Genomic DNA, 25,799 nt, shown 5'->3' on the forward strand with positions numbered 1-25,799 from the left:
CAACAAATCCTGCTTTAACTTGTTGATAACCCCTGAAAATAGAAAGAGGCCGTCCTTTTGAGACAGCCTCTCCTGTATGTTGGTGCAAAAATTAAGAGTTCACTTCTATTTGTTTTGGCGTTGGTTTAAAGCCATATGCCCGATATAAGTAGAACAAAACATTTACTGCCGCAAAAATCAAAGAGAATAGATAAATTACTGAATCATCGGTTTCAGCATATGCATGATGCGCAATTGCCACAATGATTAATAAAATCGAAAGTCCTAAGCCAACTAAAGAGACTGTTTTATTACTGTTTAATAAAGTTTCCTTCTTGTTGTCTGATAGCAAGCTGTTTTTCATGCCATATGCAAGATAAACCGTAACTCCGATGATCATCCAGACGATTAAACGAATCCATGTGTCTAATGGAAGAAATACCATCATAAATAAGCAAGTTGCAACGCCCAAGATTGGCACTAAAGGAACAAGCGGTGTTTTAAATGCACGTGGTGCATCAGGCATTTTAACTCGCATAACAATAATGCCGATACAAACCAGGATAAATGCAAATAAAGTTCCGATACTGGTCATTTCTCCAACCACACGAGCAGGAACGAAAGCTGCAAATAAACTCACGAAAAGCATAAATAATAAATTGCTTTTAGCTGGTGTACGGAATTTAGCGTTTACATCTGAAAATACTTTTGGTAATAAACCATCTTTACTCATGGAGAAGAATACGCGTGATTGTCCCATTAACATCACCAGGATTACTGATGCATAGCCTGCAAGAATTGCCAGAATAATGGTTTGATTTAACCATGGGAATGCAGGGGTAATTTTTCCATTTGCTCCAACAGAGCCCATATGGTCAATTGCCACAGCAACTGGAGCAATGCCATCCTGACCTTTGAATGAAGTGAAGTTTGTTACACCTGTCATTACATGAGCAAAGAGTATGTACAGAACTGTACAAATTAATAAAGAAACCAGGATACCGATAGGCATATCTTTTTTAGGATTCTTAGCCTCTTGTGCTGCAGTTGAAACCGCATCAAAACCTATGTAGGCAAAGAATACAATTGCGGCTGCACGAACAATACCACTAAAACCAAATGCACCAAATGTACCGGTATTTTGTGGTATATAAGGAACGTAGTTTTCGGTTTTGATATAAGCCCATCCTAATGCAATGAATATTAACACAACGGCAACTTTTAATGCTACGATAATACCATTTATGAATGCAGATTCTTTTGTTCCTTTGATAAGCACTAATGACATTACCACAATGATAAATACTGCAGGCAAGTTTACTACTCCAGATATAACTGAACCGTCGGCCAAAGTTGCTGTGTCGAATGGAGACATGGTCATTTGGGCGGGCAGATGAATATTATAATAATCGAGGAACTTAACCAAGTACCTGCTCCAGCTAATCGAAACCGTTGCTGCTCCTACGGCATATTCTAATACCAAGTCCCAGCCTATTACCCATGCAATGAACTCTCCGAGGGTAGCATAGGAATAAGTGTACGCACTACCGGCAACAGGAATCATGGATGCAAATTCAGCGTAGCATAAGCCTGCGAATGCACAACCAACAGCTGCAATAATAAATGAAATGGTAATTGCAGGTCCCGCGTTATTAGCGGCCGCTCCACCGGTTATTGAAAACAAGCCTGCTCCAATAATGGCTCCGATGCCTAATGCTACAAGGTGATAACTAGTTAAAGTTCTCTTGAGTGAGTGTTCGCCTACTGCTTCAGATTCTTTAATTAATGACTCTAATGGTTTTCTGAAATTCATGATTGATAATTTCCGAGTAAGGTTCTGTATATAACTATTGAATGGTTAATTTTTCAAACCTAATTAAATTTTATGAAATATAATCTTGTTAAATGAAATTATCAGCAGTTAATTTAAACGCCAATTTTTATTTGTTACTAGGTGAAAATTATCATATAAGTAAAGTTATATAAAAAGAAAAGCAAGCCGATTAGGCTTGCTTTTAATTGTTTTATTTACAAATAGTTATTTCTTCTGGCAGCAAGATTTGTTTAATAACTCACTTCTGCTTGATCCTGCAGAGCTAACACATTTGTTACTTCCTTTATGTTCTACACAGCATTTTGCTTTTTCTTGCATTAACATGCCTGTGTGATTATCTGATTTTACAGCAATATGTGGTGCAATTACTAATGAAACAATCGACATTAGTTTAATCAAAATGTTCATTGATGGGCCTGATGTATCTTTGAAAGGATCTCCAACTGTATCGCCCGTTACGGATGCTTTATGCGGTTCTGATCCTTTATAAAAAGTTTCTCCGTTGATGACAACTCCTTTTTCAAAAGACTTTTTAGCATTATCCCATGCTCCACCTGCATTTGATTGGAACATTCCCATTAATACGCCTGATACAGTAACACCCGCTAGCGTTCCTCCCAAAACCTCAGGGCCAAAAGTGAATCCGATAATAAGTGGAACGATCAAAGCGATAGCCCCAGGTAAGATCATTTCACGGATGGATGCTTGCGTTGATATAGCCACACATTTTTCATATTCAGGTTTAGCCTTATATTCCATAATGCCTGGAATTTCGCGGAACTGGCGACGAACCTCTTGTACCATTGCCATAGCAGCACGACCTACCGCAGCGATGGCCAATGATGAGAAAATGAATGGAATCATTCCACCAATAAACAACCCGGCTAAAACGTCGGCTTTATAAATATCAATACTGCTAATTCCCGCTACACCTACGAATGCGGCAAATAATGCTAATGAGGTTAAAGCTGCTGATGCAATGGCAAATCCTTTACCTGTTGCCGCAGTGGTATTACCAACAGCATCTAAATTATCGGTGCGCTCACGCACTTCTTTAGGTAAGCCACTCATTTCAGCAATTCCCCCAGCATTATCAGCAATTGGTCCGAATGCATCAATCGCTAATTGCATTGCTGTGGTAGCCATCATACCTGCGGCGGCAATTGCCACCCCATATAGTCCTGCAAAATGAAAGGAACCAAAAATACCGGCAGCTAAAACAATGATCGGTAATACAGTTGACTGCATACCAACCGCCAATCCGCCGATAATATTTGTGGCATGACCGGTTGATGATTGCTGTACAATTGAATTTACCGGACCTTTACCCATGGCGGTATAGTATTCCGTAATTATGCTCATCAAAGCACCTACTATTAAACCTACTATAATTGCCAAATAAACATTGGTGGCGCTAAATTCAATCCCACGAAGTGACATGGTTTCAGGTAATAAATATTTAACTGCAAAGAACGAAGCTATGGCAGTTAATATTACCGACGACCAGTTACCCATGTTTAAGGCTCCTTGCACACTTGAATGTTCATCTTTAATGCGAACAAACACCATACTTACAATAGAGAATATTAATCCCAAACCAGCAATTAGCATTGGTAATAATATAGGTGCTAAACCTCCGAAGTTATCTTTCGAATCAATTTCTTGTCCTAAAACCATGGTAGCCAGAATAGTAGCTACATAAGAGCCAAATAGATCGGCGCCCATACCGGCAACGTCTCCTACGTTATCACCCACGTTATCGGCAATAGTAGCAGGGTTACGCACATCATCCTCCGGTATTCCTGCTTCAACTTTACCTACAAGGTCAGCACCTACATCGGCTGCTTTGGTATAAATACCTCCACCAACACGAGCAAATAGGGCAATAGATTCAGATCCCAATGAAAATCCGGTTAATACCTCAATGGCAGTACGCATTTCTTGTCCTGTAATTGCGGCTCCGGCCGGAACAAAGATTTTATAAAACACGATGAATAAACCACCTAATCCTAAAACGGCTAATCCGGAAACACCGAGTCCCATTACACTTCCTCCGGTAAATGATACTTTTAAAGCTTGAGCTAAGCTGGTACGAGCAGCTTGTGTAGTACGAACGTTCGCTTTAGTGGCTATTTTCATTCCGATGTAGCCGGCTGTTGCCGATAATACAGCTCCAATAATAAAAGCTACCGCAATGAGCCAATGTGAATGTACATTCGGTAGTGTACCCGACCAACCTAATAAAATGGCTGCAAGAATTACATAGTAACTAAGCACTTTCCATTCGGCTTTTAAAAAGGCCATGGCTCCGTCGGCAATATACCCGGCAAGTTCAACCATGTTCTTGTCGCCTGCATCTTGTTTTGAAACCCACGATGCTTTTATAGCTGTAACCAATAAGGCTACCACTCCAAAAAGTGGGATAATGTAAATGAGATTTTCTTGAAAAAAAGACATAATAATTAGTTAGATTTTTTCGGATCGCCTAAAATAGTTTTGATGAATGGAATAGTCAAATAAAATTTGATGAATCTGCGTGTTTTTAAAATAAAAAATTAGTTATTAGCAGATACAAAAGCATGGACATGGCTAAGTTTTGCTTCGTTAAGAGTGTGATAGTACATCCTTTTTTCAGCATAAAAGGCTACCTTGTTTCTTTAACTTAAACCCAAAACATTGTATGGAGCAAACAATTACTCATCAAAATCACCAAAATTTGAGTACAGAACATTCTGAAATGAAACGAGAACTGGGATTATTTGATTCGACCATGATCGTGGTAGGATCGATGATTGGCTCAGGTATTTTTATTGTAACCAGCGATATAGCCCGTTTATTGGGTTCTCCTTTCTGGATACTTTTCGTTTGGTTATTAACAGGTGCCATTACCTTAATGGCTGCATTAAGTTATGGGGAGCTTGCCGGCATGATGCCTAAGGCTGGTGGACAGTATGTTTATTTGCGTGAAGCCTATAATAAGTTTGTAGGTTTTCTGTACGGCTGGACAACCTTTATGGTTATTCAAACCGGAACTATTGCCGCTGTGGCTATTGCCTTTGCAAAGTACACAGGTGTTTTATTACCTCAATTGATCAACGCCGATCCTTTGTTTAATTTAGGTCCGATAGCGTTTTCAAGTCAGCAGTTTTTAGGAGTTGCTTTAATTGCTTTGCTAACCATTATCAATCTTTACGGCGTTAAGAATGCCAAAATTATCCAGGGGATTTTTACTGTCGCTAAGATTGTTTCGTTGTTGGGTCTGATTGTTTTAGGAGTTTACATTGGATGGAATTCGAACGCTTTTCACCAGAATTTTTCTAATTTTTTTGCAGCGCCTTTTAAAACTACGGCTAACGTAAATACATTAGATGTGATAAAGCTTTCAGGCTGGGCACTAATTGGCGCTATTGGTGGAGCTTTGGTTGGTTCGTTATTTTCATCAGATGCCTGGAATAATATTACCTACACTGCAGGCGAAGTAAAAGAGCCTAAAAGAAACATTCCACTAAGTTTATTCTTTGGAACTCTGATTGTTACCGTTTTGTATATTTTGGCCAATATTGCTTATTTATCTTTATTGCCGGTAAATGGTAACCCTGCAGGAAGTGATGTTCTTGCGAGAGGAATAATGTTCGCTACCAATGATCGTGTTGCAACGGCAGGTGCCGAAATCATTTTTGGAGGGGCAGCAGTAGTCATTATGGCCGTTTTGATTATGATCTCGACTTTTGGTTGTAATAATGGTTTAATTATGGCTGGGGCTCGTTTGTATTATGCAATGGCTAAGGACGGACTGTTTCTGAAAAAAGCTGAAAACTTGAACAACAAAGGTGTTCCTGCTTACGGATTAATTATACAAGGTATTTGGGCTTCTGTTTTGTGTTTTTCTGGAAAATATAATGAGCTGCTAGATTATGTGATTTTTGCGGTGTTGATATTTTATTCTTTGACCATCGGTGGGATTTTTATCCTTCGTAAAACACAACCTAATGCTGAGCGTCCATACAAAGCATTCGGTTTTCCAATCGTTCCGGCATTGTATATTATACTGGCAATGGCCATTTGTATCGATTTATTGATCGTTAAATCAACTACGAGCTTAATTGGCCTGGGAATTGTTCTTATAGGTATTCCGGTTTATTTTATCTTAAACTCGGGAAAAAACTTGCAACAGAATAAGAGTTGAGGATTATTAAGATAAACAAGGTTGATTTATAGGTGTTTATAACTTTTTTGAGAGAAATTGATTAAGTTTTGCTCAATTAAAAAATAACCTTAACTTAGATTCCTTTGAATGAATGAATGAAGAGTAATGACTTTTCCTGTAAGTGCAAGAATGCCATGTTTCTTTTATCGATCATTCTAAATGGATTGCTCATTTTTTAATAATTATAATGAAAACAGGAAAAGTAAAATTCTTTAATGAGTCAAAAGGTTTTGGATTCATTAAAACTAATGAAGGTCAGGAAATTTTTGTTCACGTAACAGGTCTTATCGACAAAGTTCGTGAAAACGACAATGTAACCTTCGAAGTTGCTCAAGGAAAAAAAGGATTAAATGCAGTGAATGTAAAGATTGCTTAAGATATTTTAATTACTTTTTGCAAAAGCCGGTTATTAACCGGCTTTTTTGTTTTATACAACCTCTGCAACAACAAATGTGCTTCCGCCTACAAATATTAAATCATCACTTGTGGCATTGGCTTTTGCAGTATTTAGTGCTTCAATAACCGATGCATAAACATCCCCGTTTAATCCATGGCTATTTGCTAGTTGTTGTAATTCTTTGGCGTCCATGCCACGTGGAATATCTGCTTTGCAGAAATAGTAGGTTGCGTTTTTAGGCATTAACTCTAGCACATGACTGATATCTTTATCTTTCACCATGCCAAAAACTATATGTAACTGATTGAAAGGAGTTTCGTTAATTTGTTCCACAACTTGAGTAATTCCGTCAACATTGTGTCCTGTATCACTAATGATTAACGGATTTTCACCCAGTAAATGCCACCTTCCTAAAAGCCCGGTTAATTTTTTCACCTGTTTTAATGCCGCATAAACATGCTCATCGCTAATATTGAAATTGGATGACCTTAAGAGCTCAACAGATTCGAGAACTGTTTTTATATTTTTTAGCTGATAGTTTCCCGTTAGATCGAGTTGAAGCTGATGGTATTCTTTTTCTGAAGCATTTTTGATATTTAACTTCCAGGTATGTGAAGTTTTAGTTTGATGTTCAATAATCCAGTTTTCAGAAGCAAAAGAAATAGGAGCATTCATCTCCTTAGCCTTTCCCAAAAATACTTCTCCCGCTTTTTTCTGAAGCTGACCAATAACCACAGGTACATTCTTTTTAATGATACCCGCTTTTTCAAAAGCGATGGCTTCAATTGTATCACCTAAAATGGCTGTGTGGTCAAAGCTGATGTTGGTAATGACAGATAATACAGGTGTGATGATATTGGTTGAATCCAGGCGGCCACCTAAACCTGTTTCAATTACAGCTATGTCTACCTGCTCTTTCACGAAATAATCAAAAGCCAGGGCTACACCCATTTCGAAAAAAGACGGCTCAACTTGATCAAACGTGGCTTTTTGAGCATCCACAAAGTTGATCACTTCCTGCTCTGGAATCATCCCTCCGTTAATTCGAATGCGTTCACGAAAATCACGAAGGTGGGGGGAGGTGTAGAGTCCTGTTTTGTAACCGGCTTCTTGCAGTATCGCCGCTAACATGTGTGAAGTTGAACCTTTGCCATTTGTGCCTGCAATGTGGATGGTAGTTAACTGTTCATGCGGATTGCCTAATACTTCGCAAAGCGCTTTTATATTGTTCAAATCAGCCTTATACGCTTTATCGCCGATGCGATGAAACATGGGTAAACGGCTGAACAGATAATCTAAGATTTGTTGATAGGTTGACACGGAATTAAAAACACTAATTGTCACATGAATTGCACGAATTGGATTTGTATGATTAGATCAATTCGTGCTTTAATTTATAGTCGAATTACACGAATTAAATTAGTGCAATTAGTTTTAATTCGTGCAATCCGTGTTGGAAGTTATTCTAATCTGAATGTAATCACCACCAAACCAACTTGTGTGTCTGGTCCTGAGTTGATAGCATTCAATTTGCATTGCAGTACCGCTTTTTCACATTTTTTCCAAAGGGCAACATTCGAAATGGTAGTTCCACGGGCACCAGCCTTCGCACTGGTAATATTTCCGTCCCTGTCTACAATAATCTCAACAGCTATACGACCTTCTTGTTGTCCATTATCTTCAATGCTAGGGCGACTTAAAAATTTACGTCCGGCCAGGTTCAAGGCTATACCTCCTGTGCCACTACCGGTTCCGTTATAGTTAGTAGAATTAGGATCTCCGTTAATTTTTCCTTGGTTGCCTGGTTCGGTACCTGTTCCATCACCGCCTCCAGTTCCGCTTTGTGTCTTTTTACCTTTGTACAAGGCATTTTGATTGACTTTTGGCGTTTGCTCTTTTGCAGTTTCCGTTGGTGATTTTGGAGTATTTACTGGTTGCTTAGTTTCAGTTTTTACTACTTTGTTGGCCGAAGTTTTTACTTCAGGAGCGTCTTCATTATCCTGTGTAACTAACGCATCGGTGTTTTCATTAGAAACTGTAGGCTTTGTTGGAGCAATGTCTTCAACTTTTTCGGTTTGTGGCTTATTGTTGGCGTTGGGTGAAATAGAAGGTTCGTCCATGCTGGTATAATCTGAGCCCATACCAACATCGGAAGTTCCGTAGTTAACCACAATTCCTCCTTCACCTTCTTCTTGTTGAGGTGTATAGGGGTTGGTAATCTTTACCAAAAAGCAAATCAGCAAGAATACCACATAAATTGATGTGGTTACCAAAAAGGCCCTGCCTGAATTTTTCTCTTCTTTTCTATAGATTGATTCCACAGACTAATCCTTTTTCTGGGCTGCCACCACCAGTTTTAACTTATATCGGCTGGCAATATCCATTACATTTACAAACGGCTGAACCTGAGCCGCAGAATCGGCGCTGATAATTACGGTTACCTCTTCGGCTTTACCTTGATAACTTTTTAGTGTTTCTTCAAGTTGAGCCTCGTTTACCGGCGTTTTATCGATAAAATATTCACCGGTTTTGGTTACCGAAACATTCAGGTTCTTTTTGGGAACGGTTTGTCCTGTAGCCGCTTTTGGCAAAGTTACTTTAATTACATGCGGTGCAACCAATGTTGATGCCAACAGGAAAAACAGTAGCAAGAAGAACATAATATCGTTTAATGACGAGGTGTTAACTTCTGCTCCAATCTTATGTCTTCGTCTTAAATTCATCGTAATGTTGTTGTTGTTGGTTCTTCTAGCAAGTCAATAAAATCTATAGCGTCGGTTTCCATGCGTAAAATCACTCGGTCTACCATCATGGTTAAAATATGATGCCCGATATAGGCGAAAATACCAATGATAAGACCAGTTGCCGAGGTGATCATCTTTTGATATAAACCACCCGATACTAAACCAATATTAATTTCGCCAGCTTGAGAAATACTATAAAAGATGGTGATTACCCCCGAAATGGTTCCCACGAAACCCAACATTGGAGCAATTCCGGCAATAATTCCTAAAATGTTAATATTCTTTTCAAGTTTCGAAACTTCCAGTTTACCAACGTTTTCAATGGAACCTTCAATCTCTTTGATCGGCTTGCCAATACGGGCAAGTCCTTTTTGCAACATACGTCCAATAGGAGTATTGCTGTTTTTACAAACGCTGATTGCAGCATCTAAATTACCGGTAATAATGTATTGGCGAATCTGCATCATTAACGATGATTCAGATTTATTAGCTTTTCTGATGGTAAAATAGCGTTCAAAAAAGATGAATAAGGCAAGGAATAACAAAATTGCCAATGGTATCATAACCCATCCGCCTTTGAACATCAGGTCTATTAAACTAAGACTTTCTGGCTTTTGAACCGAATTGATCGGTAGGTTGTTTACGGTATCGGCTACCCGTTGTGCAGTATCGGTAATTTGTAATAAAAACATATATGTTTTAAGTCTTTAAATAAGTAATTAATCGTTTTTTAAATTTCTATTCAGCTTTCAGGGAGTAATAGTAATACTGAAGGCCAAGCAGCAATCCCAGGGAAATGATGATGATGATAGCCAAAGAAATCAGCAGCCATTTCCAAACGCTTTTTTCCTGTTTTGTATTTTCAGCAAAGGAAATTTTCTTTTCAACAGCGTAGGCCCCTTTATGTGGTTCCATCGGCTTTGAAACAACTTGGCTTAGTCCAATATTGGCTTTGTTTAATACAAAATTATCGTTGCTAATAAACTTAATGTTGGCCATTTCGTCAACCATTAATGTGCCAATGCCCTCTAAGTCAATTCGGTTATGTCGGCTTAAGCCTTGCTTAATTTTTATGATGAACTTTTGCACTTCATATTCAGCCATATGTTTTTCCATATTTTCGGCTGATGCAATCTTATCTCTAAGCAATCCATCATCTGATAAACGGAATGGATTAAACGTAACCGAAACAGTTCTTGGATAAAACGTTCCATTATCATTGTCATAGTTCGTTTCCGTACGGCTAAGGTAAAAACCACCTATTCCCGGTATGGTTACTTCATTGTTTCGTTCAAGTAGTTGGATTATATATTTATTTACGTCGATCATTCTTTAGAAGGTTACACTAATTCCGGCAATAAAATTAAAGCCATAACTCGGATAATTTAGGTATAGATCATATTTTTTACCTAAAATATTGTTGATGTTGGCAAATGCGCCGAAGTTTTTGTGAAAACGATAGTTCATCCCAAGGTTTAAATCGGTATAACCACTTAGTGTTTGATATGAATTTACCGATGGGTCAATAAGTGCGTATTGTTTGCCAACATTAAACAAATCAGCTGTAAACGACAGGTCTTTCATAGCTTGGTAAGTACCAGATAAGGTTACACGGTAGTTAGGTGTTAACCAGGGTTTATCCACACCATTTAAATCATAGCTGTTAGTTAATATGTCCATGCCTAAACGCAATCTTTCTGAAGCGGCATACTCAAGGTTTGCAGAAAGAGTTGTCATATTACTTTTCTTGCCAGAATAAACCACATTATATCGTTCCGAAATATTTACCTCGGAACCTGTTGACGGCAATAGCTTATTGACGAAGAACGGCAAACTATCAATGCTGCTCGATGTAAACTGCACTTTAAAGCCAAGACCAGTAATAATAGTACCTTTTAAACCGGCGAAAACTTTCAAACGCTCGTTAGAGTTTTTGAGTACAATGTCGTTGCCTAAAAACGGATTTTTTACAGAAAGGTCTTTCAAAGTGTTTTTTTGAAGATCGCCATTCAAACCTCCGAAAAAGCTTAAATACTTATCAATTGCCTGGTATTCGGCATAAATATTTGGATAAATTTTAAATGAACTATTATCTCCAAAGTTCGACACAAAGTTCAGTCCTAGTTTGCTTTGCAGGCGTTCCTTACTTAGTGTTACATAAGGGTTTAACCTGAAAAAATGATTCTTGAACTTAGCAGCATCCTGATAATTATTCATGTCAAGATTTAATGCTACATGACCTCCAAAGTTGCCAAAATCATTTCCCAACAAGGTGTTTAGGTAAACATTGTTTTCTTTAGCTGAATAATTGTCAGAAAACGCATAACCACCCAGTTTAACTGCATAGGTCAAGGTTTTTACCGGATCGATATTGCTTGCAAGTTCAACTTCTCCGTTAAAGTTATTTAGCTTGTGCAAAACATCACTTTTATCGTACGATACCTGTGAATGATCGTATCCATAATAGTAATTATTGTTTTGCTTATAATTCAGGCTGCCTGTAGTGGTAAACGATTCGTTAATGAATTTTCCAAAAAGACCAACATTGTTACGTGAGTAATTTTGATTTTCAATTTCACCCTTAGCTGTGTATGCCTGATAGTAAAAGCCGTAATGTTCTGTTGGTGATTGAGCACTGTTAAAGAAGAACTCGCCTAAAATTGCAGAGTTATTGCCACCTCCTAATCTGGCATTAAACAATGGTAATATGGCATTGCCTTCTGATGGTAATTGCTGTGCATTTACTTTAGAAGTATTGGTGTTTTGGGTGAACTGCCTGTCGAACTGCGTATACTGCAGAACAGGTTTTGTTGTGTTTTCATCATTAAAATCAGGGTTTTTGCGAATTTTAATCGCATCACCTAACACTGGTTTATACGGACGAACAACATCAATTTCCTCCTCCAATTTTTTTTGTGCAAAGCTATTTGAACTGGCAAACAGGAGGGTGCCTAATACTATATAATATAAATTATGTTGAAATTTCATGATCGCTGTTATTTACCTGAACGGTTAATCAATGCTAATTTTTCTTTTGCCGAAGGAATTATATCATCGTTGCCTTCATAATTATCGATTATACTTTGCAAGGTGCTTTTCGCCTGAAAATTATCACCTTGTTTATAATAGTTGTCAGAAAGCAATAAGAAACTTTTTGCAACCCAATAGTCATGGTTTGAAAGGTTGTCGATCACCTCGAAGCAGCTTTTTTGCGACTGTTTGAACTGTCCCTTATTATACTGAATAAGCGCTGTTAGGTATTTGGCTTCAGCAGCGTTAACCGATTTGGTACTCGAAGAAACATTTCCTAATGATTTAACAGCTATTGTTGTATCTCCTTTAGCTAAATAAGCTTTTGCTGAGAATAGATAAGCGGAATTAATCTCTTCTAATGGCATTTTATCGAAACCAATTACTTTATTGGCATAATAAAGCGTTGAATCATTATTTTCTTCCTGGTTACTTACTCTCATTAAACCAACAATTGCATATCCGTAATTGGCCTTAAAATCGGCACTTTCCAGGCGTTTTAAATATGGTTTGGCCGCTTGATAATCCTTTTTGTCTAAATAGATCTTAGAAGTGTTGAATAAAGCCTTTTCGGTGTATTTATTATTGGTTTTTGCTGAAAGATATTGGTAGTCGGCCAAAGCATCTTCTGCGCGTTTTTGTTTCATTAAACATTCAGCCCGGCTGAAATGTGCGTCGTTGATAAAATAACCATTCGAAAACTCATCGATATAAGCCGTAAAAGCCGGAATGCTTTCATCACATTTACCTTTTAGGAACAAGTTGTTGGCCGCTTCAAAGCTAATCGAATCTTGGGCACTGGCACTTATTGCTGCCCCTGGGGTGTTTTTAGCGTAAGTTAAAAACTCACCGGCATTACCTTTATCTACGTAAATATTTTTAATGGCTAAAACAGCTTCTTTTGACTCAGGCGTGTTTGGATATTTAGCCACCACCGCTTTGTAGGCTATTAAAGCGTTGTTATCATCTTCGGTATTAAAATATATTAACCCTAAGTTAAGCATGGCCTTAGGGACGTAGCTACTATTAGGGAAGCGATGAATAAGATCATTAAAGCCAGTTTTTGCCTGGTCAAAGTTGTTTAATACGAAACTAGCATAAGCCGATTCGTAGATTCCATCATCAATGTATGAAGAACTAGGATATAGCTCTTGCAGTGATTTAAGTGAATAAACCTTGTCATTCAATTTGTTCTGCACACCCTGGATCATTGCTTTTTGGAAAATAGCATAGTCAGCTCCGGCTGCTCCGGCAATGATCACTTTATTATATTGTGTTAAGGCTTTATCATAGCTCTTCGCAACGAAGTTGCAGTCGCCAATGCGTAGTGTTGCGTCCATTGCCATTTTTTTATCAGCATTGGCGCTATTTACGTAACGATCAAAATAATCGGCTGCTTTTGCATAGTTTTCTCGTTGGAAATAAGCATAACCCAAATTGTAATAAGCGAACTTATAAATTGGTAAACCTGCAACACCCGGATAGCTTAAAAAGTCATCGTAGGTATTAATGGCTTCGTCATAACGTTGCAATTCAAATAACGACTCTGCTTTCCAGTATAAGGCCTGCATCTCAATTTTTCCATCAACTGGGTTGTTCAATGATTTGTCGAACAACTCTTCCGCATAGGCAAAATCACGTGCATTGAAAACTTCAGCTCCACGGTAATAAGCTACCTTTTGGTACAATAAGTCAGTGTTTTCCTTGCGTTTTTTAACGCTTTCAAGGGTTTCAAGCGCTTCTTTATAGTTTTTAGATGATAGCAAAATTTCTCCTAAAAGGGTTTTCGCTTCATCTATATTTTTAGAACGTGGGTATTTGCTCACGAATTCCTTAGCGGCTAATAAGCCTTGCTGAGAAAAGTTGGTTTCATATGCCAGTTTAGCATAGTTCAGTAAACAATCTTCCCGAACACCCTCATCATAGGTGAGTTTAGCTCCCCTTTGAAATGCTGCACGAGCATTCAACTTATTCTGTTTTGCCAAAAAAGCATTGCCTAGGGTAAGCATTCCATACTGACCGTATACATCATCAGCATCAATTAATTTTTCAAGCTGACCGATGGCTTTATCATATTCTTTGTTTTGGAAATAAGTATAACCAATTTGGTAAGTATCCTGAGTTGTTTGATCAGCAGTTGCTGCTGAGTTCTCCAGATAAATATCAAAATTACGTTGAGCAATCGGGTAGTTCTTTTTATTGAAATAAGCAGCACCTAAAATTTTATGCAATTGAGGCTTGTATTTCGAACTTCCCTTATTAATAATTGGTTCAGTAAAAGAAATTACATCATTATACTTTCCATTGATCAGGAAAATTTGCGCAGTGTAAAACTGATAGATCTCTGCGTATTTCGCTGAATTTTTAATTTTATTCAGATGCGTAAGAGCCGTCGGATAATCCTTATTTATGTAAGCAATGTGAGCATAGTAATAGGTAGCATCTTCGCTAAAGCGATTGTAGCCATCTTTTACTTTCGTAAAATGCGCTTTTGCTTTGTTGTAGTCTTTCGCAACAAAATAGCAGTATCCTAATTTGAAATTGTATTCTATTTGGTCGGTTTCGTTCAGGTCAATTTCTTCAACCTGTGTGAACCAGTTTAAAGCCTCGGCAAAGCTCTCGTTTTTAAAGTAAACTTTACCGATTTGAAATTTCGCAGTTTTCGACTTCGGGTTATCCGGATAAGTTTTTATGAATGATAAGAGTTCGCTTTCGGCGTTTTTATTGTTCAACTCCAGTGCACAAACAGCTGCATAGTATTTTGCATTTACCTTATAAGTAGTGTTTTTGCTTGGGTCGTAACTGCTGTTGGATGTAGAGTTTGCATCCGTGTAAACCTGTCGAAATAATTCATTAGCGGAAGCATATCGCTGGGTGTCGAAAAGTTCGAGTGCTTTTCTGTAAGTTTCGTTAACAGTATATTCAGCTGTTGCCTGTGCGTATGAAAAGTGAACGGCAAAAAATGAGATTATTAACGCTAACAGTCCTGATTTTTTAATCATTGTTGATGAACCTTATCTAAATTTATTTAATCGTATATCTTGATTGCCCCTTAGGCAAAGTTTGTACTAGTTATTAGCTTTTGCTGGTAAATGAAACCGCGATTGCGCCTTACTTTATGAATAAAATGTTCAAAATCTAAAATTATTGCAATTCTCGACGTTAAACAGTGGGGAGTTATTCACAGGTGTGGATAATTAAGATGAGTGTAAGCCTAAAGTTACACAAGAAAACAAAGTTCGTTGACGTTCGCTTTTTTCTTAAATACTACAGCGTGTACAAAAATGAGGCATTAACTCCACAACTTTTGAGTAGAAGCTACAGCAACATCGATAAAAGACTTAATTAGGCTAATTGATTTTGGCTGGCCAATAAATACATAACTGCCATACGCACTGCCACTCCATTTTCCACTTGTTCTAAGATGATCGATTGTTTAGAATCGGCCACATCAGATGTAATCTCCACTCCCCGGTTAATTGGTCCAGGGTGCATAATGGTAATTTCTTTATCAAGCGAGTTGAGGATTTGCTTATTCAATCCATACATCATCGAGTATTCGCGGATAGAAGGGAAATATTTAATGTCGAAACGCTCAAGTTGGATACGCAACATATTGGCAACATCGCACCAATTGAGCGCTTTAATCAAGTTATGCTCTACTTTTACGCCTAGTTCTTTAATGTAACGAGGCATTAGGGTGGTTGGACCGCACACCATTACTTCTGCGCCTAATTTTTGAAGGCAAAGAATATTTGAAAGGGCTACGCGTGAGTGTAAAATATCGCCAACAATAACCACTTTTTTACCGGCTACATCGCCATATTTCTGACGAATCGAAAAGGCATCTAACAGAGCTTGTGTTGGGTGCTCATGGGCTCCATCGCCCGCATTTACTATTTGTGCATTAATATGTTTCGAAAGAAATATTCCAGCCCCAGCATACGGATGGCGCATGACGATCATATCAACCTTCATGGCTAAAATATTATTAACTGTATCGATCAAGGTTTCGCCTTTGCTCACTGATGATGAGGAGGCCGCAAAGTTGATAATATCCGCTGATAGGCGTTTTTGTGCTAATTCAAATGAAAGTTTAGTACGAGTAGAGTTCTCAAAGAAAATATTGGCAATGGTCACGTCTCTTAGTGAAGGAACCTTTTTAATTGGCCGGTTAATCACTTCTTTGAAATTGTCGGCAGTCTCGAGAATTAATTGGATATCATTTTCGGTGAGGTCTTTAATACCAAGTAAGTGTCGGGTGCTGAGCTGTTGCATGTTTTAGAATTTGAGTCTTTTTACTTCGGTTTTATTGCAAAGCGCAGAGACGTGTAAGTTTTTTCTGCACCTTCGCGTCTCTGCGGTATTTAAAGGCACAGAAAATCCTGTTTATTTTCCGGTAATCAATTCAACTATATCAGTTCCTTCAGTTTCTTTCCATGAAACCCGCACGTTTTGTGATGCGATCGAATCAACCTGGATTCCTATATAATCAGGCTCAATAGGAATTTCACGAGAGAAACGACGGTCGACCAAAACCAAAAGTTCTATTTTTTTCGGTCTTCCATAGGCAAGCATGGCATCCATACCGGCTCTGATAGTTCTTCCGGTGAAAAGCACGTCGTCAACCAGGATAACCTTTTTGCCTTCAATAATAAAGTTGATATTGGTAGCATTGGGAACTAAAGGTGATTCGCGGCGACGAAAATCATCCCTGAAAAATGTGATATCCAAGTTGCCGCAATCAATATGTGCTTTTGGTAAAATTTTAGATAATTCTTCCTTAATCCGGTTAGCTAAATAAATACCTCTCGGCTGCAAGCCAATAATTGCCGTGTTTGAGAAATTATTATGATTCTCTATCAACTGATAGCAAAGACGTTTGATGGTAAGGTCGAATTTTGGACTGCTAAGCAACGGTTTGTGTAGCATTGATTGCGTTTAAAATTTGACAAATATAGAAAAATGATGGAAGAATACATTGAACAAGATAGAAGGAATTTGACGACAAAAGCATTTAAATGAAGAAAGCCTCCCGTTTCCGGAAGGCTTTCAATATGTTAAACAGAAAAATTAAAGATTATTTTTTCTTGTCATTTTCCATTTGTTCTTTCAAAGCAGCAAGAACATCAAGATCACCTAAAGTGGTTCTCTCTACTGATTCTTTTACTTTTTTCACAGCTTTAGCTTGAGCACCAGCCTCTTTTTTCTTGGTATCTCTTTCTACCGCACGCTCTTGGGCTTTTTCTTCTTCCCAAATACGTGAGTGAGAAACTAAGATACGTTTTGAGTCTTTGTTAAACTCAATAACCAAGAATTCAGAAGTATCTTCAGCACCTAAAGATTTACCGTCTTCTTTAACTAAGTGTTTAGTAGGAGCGAATCCTTCAACACCGTAAGGTAAAGCAACGATAGCACCTTTATCGGCCATTTTGATGATAGTACCTTGATGAACTGAATCTAACGTGAAGATAGTTTCGAATGTATCCCAAGGGTTCTCTTCTAATTGCTTGTGACCTAAGCTTAATTTGCGATTTTCAGCATCAACCTCTAATACTACAACTTCTAAAGTTTCACCAACTTTAGTGAATTCGTGAGGGTGGTTGATTTTCTTAGACCAAGAAAGGTCAGAGATGTGAACTAAACCGTCGATACCATCTTCTAACTCAACGAACACGCCGAAGTTAGTCATGTTTTTAACGGTAGCTTTGTGCTTGCTGCCAACAGGGTATTTATCAGCAACACCTACCCAAGGATCTGGAGTAAGTTGTTTAACACCTAATGACATTTTACGCTCTTCGCGGTCTAAGGTTAATACAACTGCTTCAACCTCATCACCCACTTTCATGAATTCTTGAGGATTGCGTAAGTGTTGTGACCATGACATTTCAGAAACGTGGATCAAACCTTCAACACCTGGGATGATTTCTAAGAATGCTCCGTAGTCAGCTACAGTAACGATCTTACCTTTTACTTTAGAACCAACCTGAATTTCGGTAGCTAAAGATTCCCAAGGATGAGCTTGTAATTGTTTCAAGCCTAAAGCAATACGTTTTTTGTCATCATCGAAATCAAGAACTACAACGTTGATTTTCTGATCTAATTTCAATACCTCTTCTGGGTGATCGATACGACCCCATGAAATATCGGTAATGTGTAATAGACCATCTACGCCGCCAAGGTCGATGAACACACCAAATGCGGTGATGTTTTTAACAGTACCTTCAAGTACCTGACCTTTTTCAAGTTTAGAGATGATGTCGATTTTTTGATTTTCAAGATCGTCTTCGATAAGTACTTTGTGAGATACAACAACGTTCTTGAATTCGTGGTTGATTTTAACAACTTTGAATTCCATTGTTTTACCAACGTACACATCGTAGTCGCGGATAGGTTTGATATCGATTTGAGAACCAGGTAAGAAAGCTTCTACACCTTGGATATCAACGATCAAACCACCTTTAGTGCGGCTCTTAACAAAACCATTAATGATTTCGTCGTTTTCGAGCGCTTTATTGATAGTTTCCCAAGATCTTTGGGTTTTAGCGCGTTTGCGAGAAAGGATTAACTGACCGTTTGAATCTTCCTGGCTTTCAACGAAAACGTCAACGTCATCGCCTACTTTTAAATCAGGGGTGTCACGGAATTCAGATAATGATACTAAACCATCAGATTTAAAACCGATGTTTAATACCACGTCTTTGTTGTTGATCAATACTACTTTACCAGTAACGATCTCTCCTTTAGTAACTGAGCTTAAAGTGCCTTCGTAAAGAGCCTCTAATTTTTCACGCTCAGCTTTAGAGTAGTTTCCAAAACCTTTTTTGTTGCCATCCCAGTCAAAATCACCTGCGTTTTGGGTCAGGCTTGCTGATTTGATCTGTTCAATAGACAATGAATCTGCTTCAGATTCAACTTGTTCGCGGCGAGAAGTTTTCTCTACGCCCTCAACATTAGCAGTCTTTAATTCAGCTGCCAGAACGTCTTGTTCTTTGTCTTTTTTTGCCATTTATTTTTTCATGTCTCCTTTTTCCGCCCTTTGGCGGACCGCAAAAGTACACATATTCTCTGAAATAAATGAAAAATTATTTAATTGAAAATGAACGTTATAGCAAGATGAATTGAAATATAGGCTAGTTATTTATTCATCTTTTGATGAATGATTGCTAAAAACTTGCAGTATTAAATGGTTCTATTGCCTTTCCAATAAATTCTTATATAATTTTGCCACAAATTCTAGTTGCTGTTCAGGTGTCATGTGTGAGTTGTCGAGAATAACAGCGTCGTCGGCTTTACGCAATGGGCTTTCTTCACGAGTAGTATCTTCGTAATCGCGCTCTTTCAAATTGTCGAGTACTTCACGAACCGAAATTTCTTCACCTTTGGCTTTTAGTTCTTTGTAACGTCGTTCTGCTCGTATTAATGGTTCGGCTGTCATAAATACTTTTAACTGTGCATCCGGAAATACGGTGGTGCCTATATCTCGGCCATCCATCACTATGTTTTTGGTTTTGCCCATTTTCTGTTGCAGCTTCACCATCGCTTTCCGAACCTCTTTGATGGCACTAACTTTACTTACATTTTGCGAAACCGGCATTAGGCGTATTTCCTCCGAAACATCTTCATCGTTTAATAAAACCTGAGTGTAATCATCTTCGAGGTGAAGTTCTACATGCACTTGGTGTAGCACATTCATAACGGCATCATGATCATGCCAGTCGATATTATTGCGTAGGAAGTACAAAGTAATTGCTCTGTACATAGCTCCTGAATCAATATAAATAAAATTTAAACGTTTGGCTAAAGCTTTGGCAATTGTGCTTTTTCCACAGGAAGAATATCCGTCGATAGCAATAATAAAATTTTTCGGCATGCTATTAAGTTAGAACGCCGCAAATTTAGAAAATTCATGCTTAGAAACAGCAGTTGTTGAAATTTGAGACAAGCTATTGATAATGGAGAAGGTATTGAAAAAAAAACAAGGCGACTTGTTTAAGTCGCCTGTTTCTTCTTAGATATTGGATTAGAGTGGATTGCTAAGTAAAGAATTTTATTTCTTTAAAACAACAGTTGGTTTACTTATTATTTTGTATCAAAGTTCAAAAGAAGTGCTATCTCTTGGTTGCTAGTTTGTTGGATAAGTTATCTTTTAATGAATTTGTGAGCGTATTCCATTGCAACGAATCTAAAGCGCTTGTTTTGTTTTTTAAGTGTAACTTATTGATTTGATTAAGTATTGAACCGGCTCTTTCTTTTGAATTAGGATGCGTGTTTAATAAAACTAAAAGGTCAGACATATCGGTAGTGGCCGACAAACGCATTAAGAAAGTGGCTAAGTATTCAGGATCGATATTGGCATTAAATAAATAGGTTACAGCCGTAGCATCTGCTTCACTCTCAAGTTCTCTGTCAAATGCGGTGGATGATGCACGTTGCATTACTTGCTTTAGCATTTCACCTCCTTGTTTGCTGTTAATTAATGCAGAGAGTACTGAAGAACCCATTTCCTTAACCATTTTGTCCATTATGTGTTTTTTTTCTATATGGGCAATTTCATGCGCCATTACAGCGGCTAGTTCTTCAGGGTTATTACACCAGCTAATCAACCCTGAATGCAACACTAAATGACCATTAGGTAACGCAAAAGCATTGATCTCATCATTTGAAACCACATGAATTTGAATTTTACTAGCATTAATGTGATTGTTAGTAAAAAGTTTTTGTTTTATTGTATTAACTGCTGTGATGATTTTGGGATTTTCTATTAACTGAGTGTTTTTTTTATATTGTTCCCAAATCAAGTCTCCTATTTTTTGCTCATTTAAAGTTTTGGTTTCATTTATTTTAAAAATGCTTAGGTAGTTTATTTGGCTTAAGGCTAGCCAACAACCCAAAAATGTAAATAATAGTACGAGGAGTTGAGTAAATGCTTTTTTCATATTATGATTTACAAAATAGATGCGTTAATGTGCTATAAAACCACCATTCTACATGAATACCTTTTCGAACTTTTATAGCAGTGCCAATAGTGGCAATAAATTCAATAACGTTAAATAGAATTACTGTAAGCGCATACCCTATATAAAAGTTGCTTAATTGTTGAGGTCCAAATACTATTGCCAGCGTCCAATAGAAACAAATACTATTTATTAATAATAGCGAAAATTGAGAGGATAATGCTTGTGTGCAATGCCATCTAACAAAATATGTAGACCTTTTATTGCCTAGGTAAAAGATAAGGGTAGCAATAAGGTTGATAATTGGAAAAGGAAGTCCTGCAATTACTGCAATTAGTGACATTAGATAGCTATTTGAAGCTTTTTCCGATTCATGATCGGTAACTTTATAAATAAACAATGCAGATTTCATAGATGTTTATAAATATTCCAACTCCAATTGATTATTAATAAAAGAATCAGTATAACAGATACTTTTTTCCTTCTAATAAAATTTTCGATTGAAATATATGAAACGTAAAAGGTGGAAGATTTTTTAATAAAATCAGCTATAATCCAAAATGGCAAAACAACCATTAAGGTTAAGATGATAATTCCTAAAGGATTATAATAAATTGAAACAGTGAAATTTCCTTTTAAAAATTCAATTACAGCCCGGGTTGATCCACATGATGGGCAAGGTATACCAAGTGTGTTTTTAATTAAGCAAACACTAAAACCTTCGTTATGGTTGCTATTAACTAAATTGAAGATCACCCAGGTATACCCTGCCAACAAACAAATTGATACAAGGGTATAAAGCCTTGTTTTGCTTATCATGCTAAATTATAATGCCGTGTTTAATAAGATCATGTTTTTCTCACGAGTGGCACTTTGAATCATGAACCAATCGATAATTGACCAAATTCCAAACCCGCCACAAGTAAGTAATTTGCCAATACCTAAACCTGTGTCTCCGATAATAAAGCGATCAATACCTAAGCCACCAGCTAAAATTGAAACGATTAGGCTTGTTGTTGGATCTTTATAACCCAATGATTGCACCATAATCCATTTTGATTCATCAATATTTAGCAAACGCTGCCTTATTGCAGGAATTTGATGACTTTCAAAATACTTACTGTTTGCCATGATAAACATGTCTACCCTTTGTGATTCCATTGTTATATGTGTTGTTAAAAATTACGCTTTATATGTTTTCGAAGTTGAATGTTTTAGAAAATAGCAGCTTAATCATTGTTAGTTTTGGTGCGCAATTTTCAATAATTATGATCTGTTTTTGAGGTGCATGAAATCCAGATTGAGCGCCTTAAATCTAGTATTTTATAAATTAAAAGCAATAAATTGTTGTTTAATTTATTTTTAGTTCGATTTAATCATAGTTTGATAATGTAAGTATGGATTTTTAGGTTTAAGGAAAATGATTTTATAAGTATGTATATAGATAGAACAGCCTTGGCATCGGAGTTAATTTACCAGATGTCTAGAAGTGGAGGAAAAGGTGGCCAAAATGTAAATAAGGTTTCTACAAAAGTTGAAATCGGATTTTCGATTAATAATTCTCAGCTGCTTGATGCAGCGCAGAAGGAGTTGTTAAATCAGAAACTTATACATCGAATTACCAAAGAAGGATTAATAAAAATTACTTGCGAAGAAGAAAGAAGTCAGTTGCTGAATAAAATCAAAGCGGTTGAAAAGATGGCTCATTTACTCGAAAATTCACTGAAAGTAGCGAAGCCTCGCAAAGCAACAAAACCTTCAAAAACTTCGATTGAAAAGCGATTGACTGATAAGCAGAAGAATTCGATGAAAAAGATAAACCGGGATAAGAATAAGTGGATTTAAAAGGGTAGCTCAAGAACTACCCTTTTGATTTAATATGTAGAAGTGTTTAGTTTATTAATTATTGGCAAGCTTGTTAGGTAATTGAGCAGATGGTCCTTGATAAGTAGCGTCTCCGAATGCTAAAATGGCCGCAAAAATCAGATTTAAAAAAAATAGTCCAATGCCAAATGCAGTTGATTTTCCAAAGCTTTTAGCTAAATCGAGACAACCAATAATAAGGATCACAAAATTCACAAACGGAACAAATAATAAAATTACCCACCAAGTTGGTCGTCCTACAATTTCTAATAAAACAATAACATTGTAAATTGGTATAATCGATGCCCATCCGGGCTTTCCAGCTTTTACAAAAATCTTCCACCCAATAATAATTCCCAGAAGTAAAATTGCCAGGTATGCAATTATAAAACCTGTGCCGAGTGTTGCTTGCGTAGATGTTTCAAATTGATTTTCCATAATAAGTGTTTGTTAGTTAATAAATTAATTGTCTTAAAGATAATAAATAGTTTTAAAAACAATTATTTTAACATTTTGAAAATCAATGATTTGAAAGCTTTTCTGCAAAAGTTCTAGCGCTTAGACCAAATCCACAACCCTAAGCCAATAAGGGCTGCCAGACTTATAACAAATGCACCTTTGAGTGTATTTTCTGTTTTTTCGTGGTATCTAATATCCTCTTTTAATACTGCTATTCTGCTTTCCCGCTGCTTAATGATATTTTGAAGACGCATTTGCTCGCTGTTAAAACGAAATGTTTGATTACTTAAAGAATCTTTTTTCTCAATCACCGAGCTGTTTTTAACAATGTTTAAACGGTCAATGGCATCCATAATCCGGTTATCCATTTCAATAATTCGTTGCTGGGTTGCGATTACCTGTTTTAAATCATTCTTAGACTGCCCCCCAAAAAAAGCATTTCGTTCTTCATTGTTTCGTTTCCATTCCTGAAATAACGAACTTCTTTGTTCAAGCAGTTTGTTAAGATCTTTGCGGGCGTCTTCAAGAGTTTGTGCAGGGCATTGTAGTATGGTAGAGGATATAAAAAATAAACCAAGAAAAAGGTATTTGGACATAAGTTCAATTGTTTTAATAAAAATAAGTGTTTACTAGTTTGAATTCTTTCAAGAACCATTCTTAAACGAAAAGATGTTTCATGAAAAAATAGTTTAATTTTAGCCTTTCAAAAAGTCGACCAATACTGTTTTAACCGATAGGCAAAAAAAGAGCAGCCAATCAAAATTGAAGTTATTAATGAATAAGATATTAATTGCCAACCGTGGAGAAATTGCTTTAAGAATAATGCGTTCAGCGCGTGAAATGGGAATAAAAACTGTAGCCGTATTTTCTGATGCTGATCGCAACGCATTACATGTTCGTTATGCTGATGAATCAGTTCATATTGGCCCTTCTGCCTCTAATCAGTCATACTTGGTTATTGAAAAGATCATCAATGCTGCATTAAGTACAGGGGCTGATGCGATTCACCCCGGATATGGCTTTTTATCAGAAAATGCTGAGTTTGCCAGGAAGGTAAAACAAGCCGGTATTACATTAATAGGCCCATCTCCTGAATCCATGGAGGTAATGGGTGATAAACTTTCGGCAAAAGCAGCTGCCAAAAAATATAATATTCCATTGGTTCCGGGCAGTGACGGAGCTATTTCAGATGAGAAAGAAGCGGAAAAAATTGCTCAGGAAATTGGATTTCCTATTTTAATTAAAGCCTCAGCCGGTGGAGGAGGAAAAGGGATGCGTGTTGTTGAACATGCTGGCGAGTTGGAAGAACAAATGCACCGTGCTATCAGTGAAGCTAAATCAGCTTTTGGTGATGGTTCAGTATTTATTGAGCGTTATGTGGCCTCGCCACGCCATATTGAGTTTCAGATTTTAGGTGATACACATGGAAATATTGTTCATTTGTTTGAACGTGAATGTTCGGTACAGCGTCGTCACCAAAAAGTAATTGAAGAGGCACCTTCTGCGATTCTTACTCCCGAAATTCGTGAGAAAATGGGGCAATGTGCTGTTGATGTTGCCAAAGCATGTAATTATGTGGGGGCGGGTACGGTTGAGTTCATTTTAGATGAAAAGCTCAATTTCTACTTCCTTGAAATGAATACACGTTTACAAGTGGAGCACCCGGTGACTGAAATGATTACTGGAATAGATTTGGTGAAAGAGCAAATTAAAGTGGCTCGAGGTGAAGCCTTAAGTTTTAAACAGGAAGACCTTAAAATTAATGGGCATGCCATTGAGTTAAGGGTTTATGCAGAAGATCCTAACAATAATTTCTTGCCTGATATTGGTAAACTTAAAAAATATAAAATTCCGAAAGGGCCGGGTGTGCGGGTTGATGATGGGTTTGAGCAAGGAATGGATATTCCTATTTATTATGACCCGATGATTGCCAAATTGATAACTCATGGTGAGAACCGCACAATTGCCATCGACAGAATGCTGCGAGCGATAAAAGATTATCGGATTTTTGGAATTGAAACAACACTGGGCTTCGGTCGTTTTGTTTTAAAACATGAAGCATTTGCTTCAGGTAATTTTGATACGCATTTTGTGAAAAAATACTTCAACGGAAAACTCGAAGAGGAATATCAAAATGATGAAGCTGAAATCGCTGCACTAGTGGCTGTAAAGGCTTTTGAAAAAGACAAAAAACGAATTGCTGATAATGCGATTTCAAAATCGGGTTATAGTAGCTGGAGGATGAGAAGCAGGATTTAGTAAGGTTGTTCATCTTGTTTCATGAGCTTTGGAAGTATAGATTAATAAGAAGATAATGGTTTTTCAAATT

Annotated in this window: 23 protein-coding genes; 4 read left to right on the plus strand and 19 right to left on the minus strand. The window is 37.3% G+C overall.

The window, feature by feature from the left end; translation table 11 throughout:
- Positions 1 to 91 precede the first annotated feature (91 nt).
- Complete coding sequence (locus tag NF867_RS03415) at positions 92 to 1,792, minus strand: amino acid permease (protein ID WP_252586144.1); 1,701 nt, start codon at positions 1,790 to 1,792, stop codon at positions 92 to 94.
- A gap of 225 nt (positions 1,793 to 2,017) precedes the next feature.
- Positions 2,018 to 4,270 (minus strand): sodium-translocating pyrophosphatase, encoded by a 2,253-nt coding sequence (locus tag NF867_RS03420; protein ID WP_252586145.1) that lies wholly within the window; start codon positions 4,268 to 4,270, stop codon positions 2,018 to 2,020.
- 223 nt (positions 4,271 to 4,493) lie between these two features.
- Between NF867_RS03420 and NF867_RS03425 the strand changes: the two genes are divergently transcribed.
- Together NF867_RS03425 and NF867_RS03430 are read left to right on the plus strand one after the other, a co-directional pair.
- A complete protein-coding gene (locus NF867_RS03425; RefSeq protein ID WP_252586146.1) occupies positions 4,494 to 5,999 on the plus strand; it encodes an APC family permease in 1,506 nt (501 codons plus the stop codon).
- A gap of 208 nt (positions 6,000 to 6,207) precedes the next feature.
- Complete coding sequence (locus NF867_RS03430) at positions 6,208 to 6,396, plus strand: cold-shock protein (RefSeq protein WP_103790263.1); 189 nt, start codon at positions 6,208 to 6,210, stop codon at positions 6,394 to 6,396.
- A 51-nt stretch (positions 6,397 to 6,447) separates the two neighbouring features.
- Here the strand turns inward: NF867_RS03430 and NF867_RS03435 are convergent, their stop codons facing one another.
- The 15 genes from NF867_RS03435 to NF867_RS03500 form a co-directional block, all read right to left on the minus strand.
- On the minus strand, positions 6,448 to 7,689 hold the full coding sequence (locus NF867_RS03435) for a bifunctional folylpolyglutamate synthase/dihydrofolate synthase (protein WP_252586147.1): 1,242 nt from the start codon (positions 7,687 to 7,689) through the stop codon (positions 6,448 to 6,450).
- A gap of 188 nt (positions 7,690 to 7,877) precedes the next feature.
- Positions 7,878 to 8,738 (minus strand): energy transducer TonB, encoded by an 861-nt coding sequence (locus NF867_RS03440; protein WP_252586148.1) that lies wholly within the window; start codon positions 8,736 to 8,738, stop codon positions 7,878 to 7,880.
- A 3-nt stretch (positions 8,739 to 8,741) separates the two neighbouring features.
- A complete protein-coding gene (locus NF867_RS03445) occupies positions 8,742 to 9,140 on the minus strand; it encodes an ExbD/TolR family protein (protein ID WP_252586149.1) in 399 nt (132 codons plus the stop codon).
- A complete protein-coding gene (locus NF867_RS03450; protein WP_252586150.1) occupies positions 9,137 to 9,853 on the minus strand; it encodes a MotA/TolQ/ExbB proton channel family protein in 717 nt (238 codons plus the stop codon). Before NF867_RS03450 ends, NF867_RS03445 begins: the two co-directional genes overlap by 4 nt.
- 46 nt (positions 9,854 to 9,899) lie before the next feature.
- A complete protein-coding gene (locus NF867_RS03455) occupies positions 9,900 to 10,490 on the minus strand; it encodes an HU domain-containing protein (protein ID WP_252586151.1) in 591 nt (196 codons plus the stop codon).
- 3 nt (positions 10,491 to 10,493) lie between these two features.
- Complete coding sequence (locus NF867_RS03460; RefSeq protein ID WP_252586152.1) at positions 10,494 to 12,149, minus strand: TonB-dependent receptor; 1,656 nt, start codon at positions 12,147 to 12,149, stop codon at positions 10,494 to 10,496.
- Between the two features lie 8 nt (positions 12,150 to 12,157).
- The gene (locus tag NF867_RS03465) at positions 12,158 to 15,193 is read right to left on the minus strand and encodes a tetratricopeptide repeat protein (RefSeq protein WP_252586153.1); all 3,036 of its coding nucleotides are present in this window, start codon (positions 15,191 to 15,193) and stop codon (positions 12,158 to 12,160) included.
- 343 nt (positions 15,194 to 15,536) lie between these two features.
- A complete protein-coding gene (locus NF867_RS03470) occupies positions 15,537 to 16,469 on the minus strand; it encodes an aspartate carbamoyltransferase catalytic subunit (RefSeq protein WP_252586154.1) in 933 nt (310 codons plus the stop codon).
- A gap of 111 nt (positions 16,470 to 16,580) precedes the next feature.
- Positions 16,581 to 17,123 carry a bifunctional pyr operon transcriptional regulator/uracil phosphoribosyltransferase PyrR gene (gene pyrR, locus NF867_RS03475; protein WP_252586155.1) on the minus strand — a complete coding sequence of 181 codons (543 nt, stop codon included), beginning with the start codon at positions 17,121 to 17,123 and terminating at the stop codon, positions 16,581 to 16,583.
- A 148-nt stretch (positions 17,124 to 17,271) separates the two neighbouring features.
- Positions 17,272 to 19,200 (minus strand): 30S ribosomal protein S1, encoded by a 1,929-nt coding sequence (gene rpsA, locus NF867_RS03480; protein WP_252586156.1) that lies wholly within the window; start codon positions 19,198 to 19,200, stop codon positions 17,272 to 17,274.
- A gap of 183 nt (positions 19,201 to 19,383) precedes the next feature.
- On the minus strand, positions 19,384 to 20,064 hold the full coding sequence (cmk, locus tag NF867_RS03485) for a (d)CMP kinase (RefSeq protein WP_252586157.1): 681 nt from the start codon (positions 20,062 to 20,064) through the stop codon (positions 19,384 to 19,386).
- Between the two features lie 238 nt (positions 20,065 to 20,302).
- Positions 20,303 to 21,130: a M48 family metallopeptidase gene (locus NF867_RS03490; protein WP_252586158.1), complete on the minus strand. Its 828-nt coding sequence runs from the start codon at positions 21,128 to 21,130 to the stop codon at positions 20,303 to 20,305.
- Position 21,131: 1 nt separating this feature from the next.
- Positions 21,132 to 21,560, minus strand: coding sequence for a magnetosome magnetite crystal formation protein family (locus NF867_RS03495; RefSeq protein WP_252586159.1), 429 nt, complete (start codon positions 21,558 to 21,560; stop codon positions 21,132 to 21,134).
- The gene (locus NF867_RS18435) at positions 21,557 to 21,967 is read right to left on the minus strand and encodes a DUF2752 domain-containing protein (RefSeq protein WP_380724370.1); all 411 of its coding nucleotides are present in this window, start codon (positions 21,965 to 21,967) and stop codon (positions 21,557 to 21,559) included. Before NF867_RS18435 ends, NF867_RS03495 begins: the two co-directional genes overlap by 4 nt.
- Before the next feature lie 6 nt (positions 21,968 to 21,973).
- Positions 21,974 to 22,309 carry a TM2 domain-containing protein gene (locus tag NF867_RS03500; protein WP_252586160.1) on the minus strand — a complete coding sequence of 112 codons (336 nt, stop codon included), beginning with the start codon at positions 22,307 to 22,309 and terminating at the stop codon, positions 21,974 to 21,976.
- 273 nt (positions 22,310 to 22,582) lie between these two features.
- On the opposite strand from NF867_RS03500, the gene arfB reads away from it, so the two are divergent.
- Positions 22,583 to 22,993 carry an alternative ribosome rescue aminoacyl-tRNA hydrolase ArfB gene (gene arfB, locus NF867_RS03505; RefSeq protein ID WP_252586161.1) on the plus strand — a complete coding sequence of 137 codons (411 nt, stop codon included), beginning with the start codon at positions 22,583 to 22,585 and terminating at the stop codon, positions 22,991 to 22,993.
- Positions 22,994 to 23,047: 54 nt separating this feature from the next.
- Here the strand turns inward: arfB and NF867_RS03510 are convergent, their stop codons facing one another.
- Both NF867_RS03510 and NF867_RS03515 read right to left on the minus strand, forming a co-directional pair.
- Positions 23,048 to 23,449 carry a DUF5684 domain-containing protein gene (locus NF867_RS03510; protein ID WP_252586162.1) on the minus strand — a complete coding sequence of 134 codons (402 nt, stop codon included), beginning with the start codon at positions 23,447 to 23,449 and terminating at the stop codon, positions 23,048 to 23,050.
- A 113-nt stretch (positions 23,450 to 23,562) separates the two neighbouring features.
- On the minus strand, positions 23,563 to 24,066 hold the full coding sequence (locus NF867_RS03515; RefSeq protein ID WP_252586163.1) for a hypothetical protein: 504 nt from the start codon (positions 24,064 to 24,066) through the stop codon (positions 23,563 to 23,565).
- Between the two features lie 178 nt (positions 24,067 to 24,244).
- Here NF867_RS03515 and accC point away from each other — a divergent pair, with 178 nt between their 5' ends.
- Entirely contained in the window at positions 24,245 to 25,729 is a 1,485-nt protein-coding gene (gene accC, locus NF867_RS03520; protein ID WP_252586164.1) for an acetyl-CoA carboxylase biotin carboxylase subunit, read from the plus strand.
- Positions 25,730 to 25,799 lie beyond the last annotated feature (70 nt).

Source organism: Solitalea agri (genome assembly GCF_023914155.1).
GTDB lineage: Bacteria > Bacteroidota > Bacteroidia > Sphingobacteriales > Sphingobacteriaceae > Solitalea > Solitalea agri.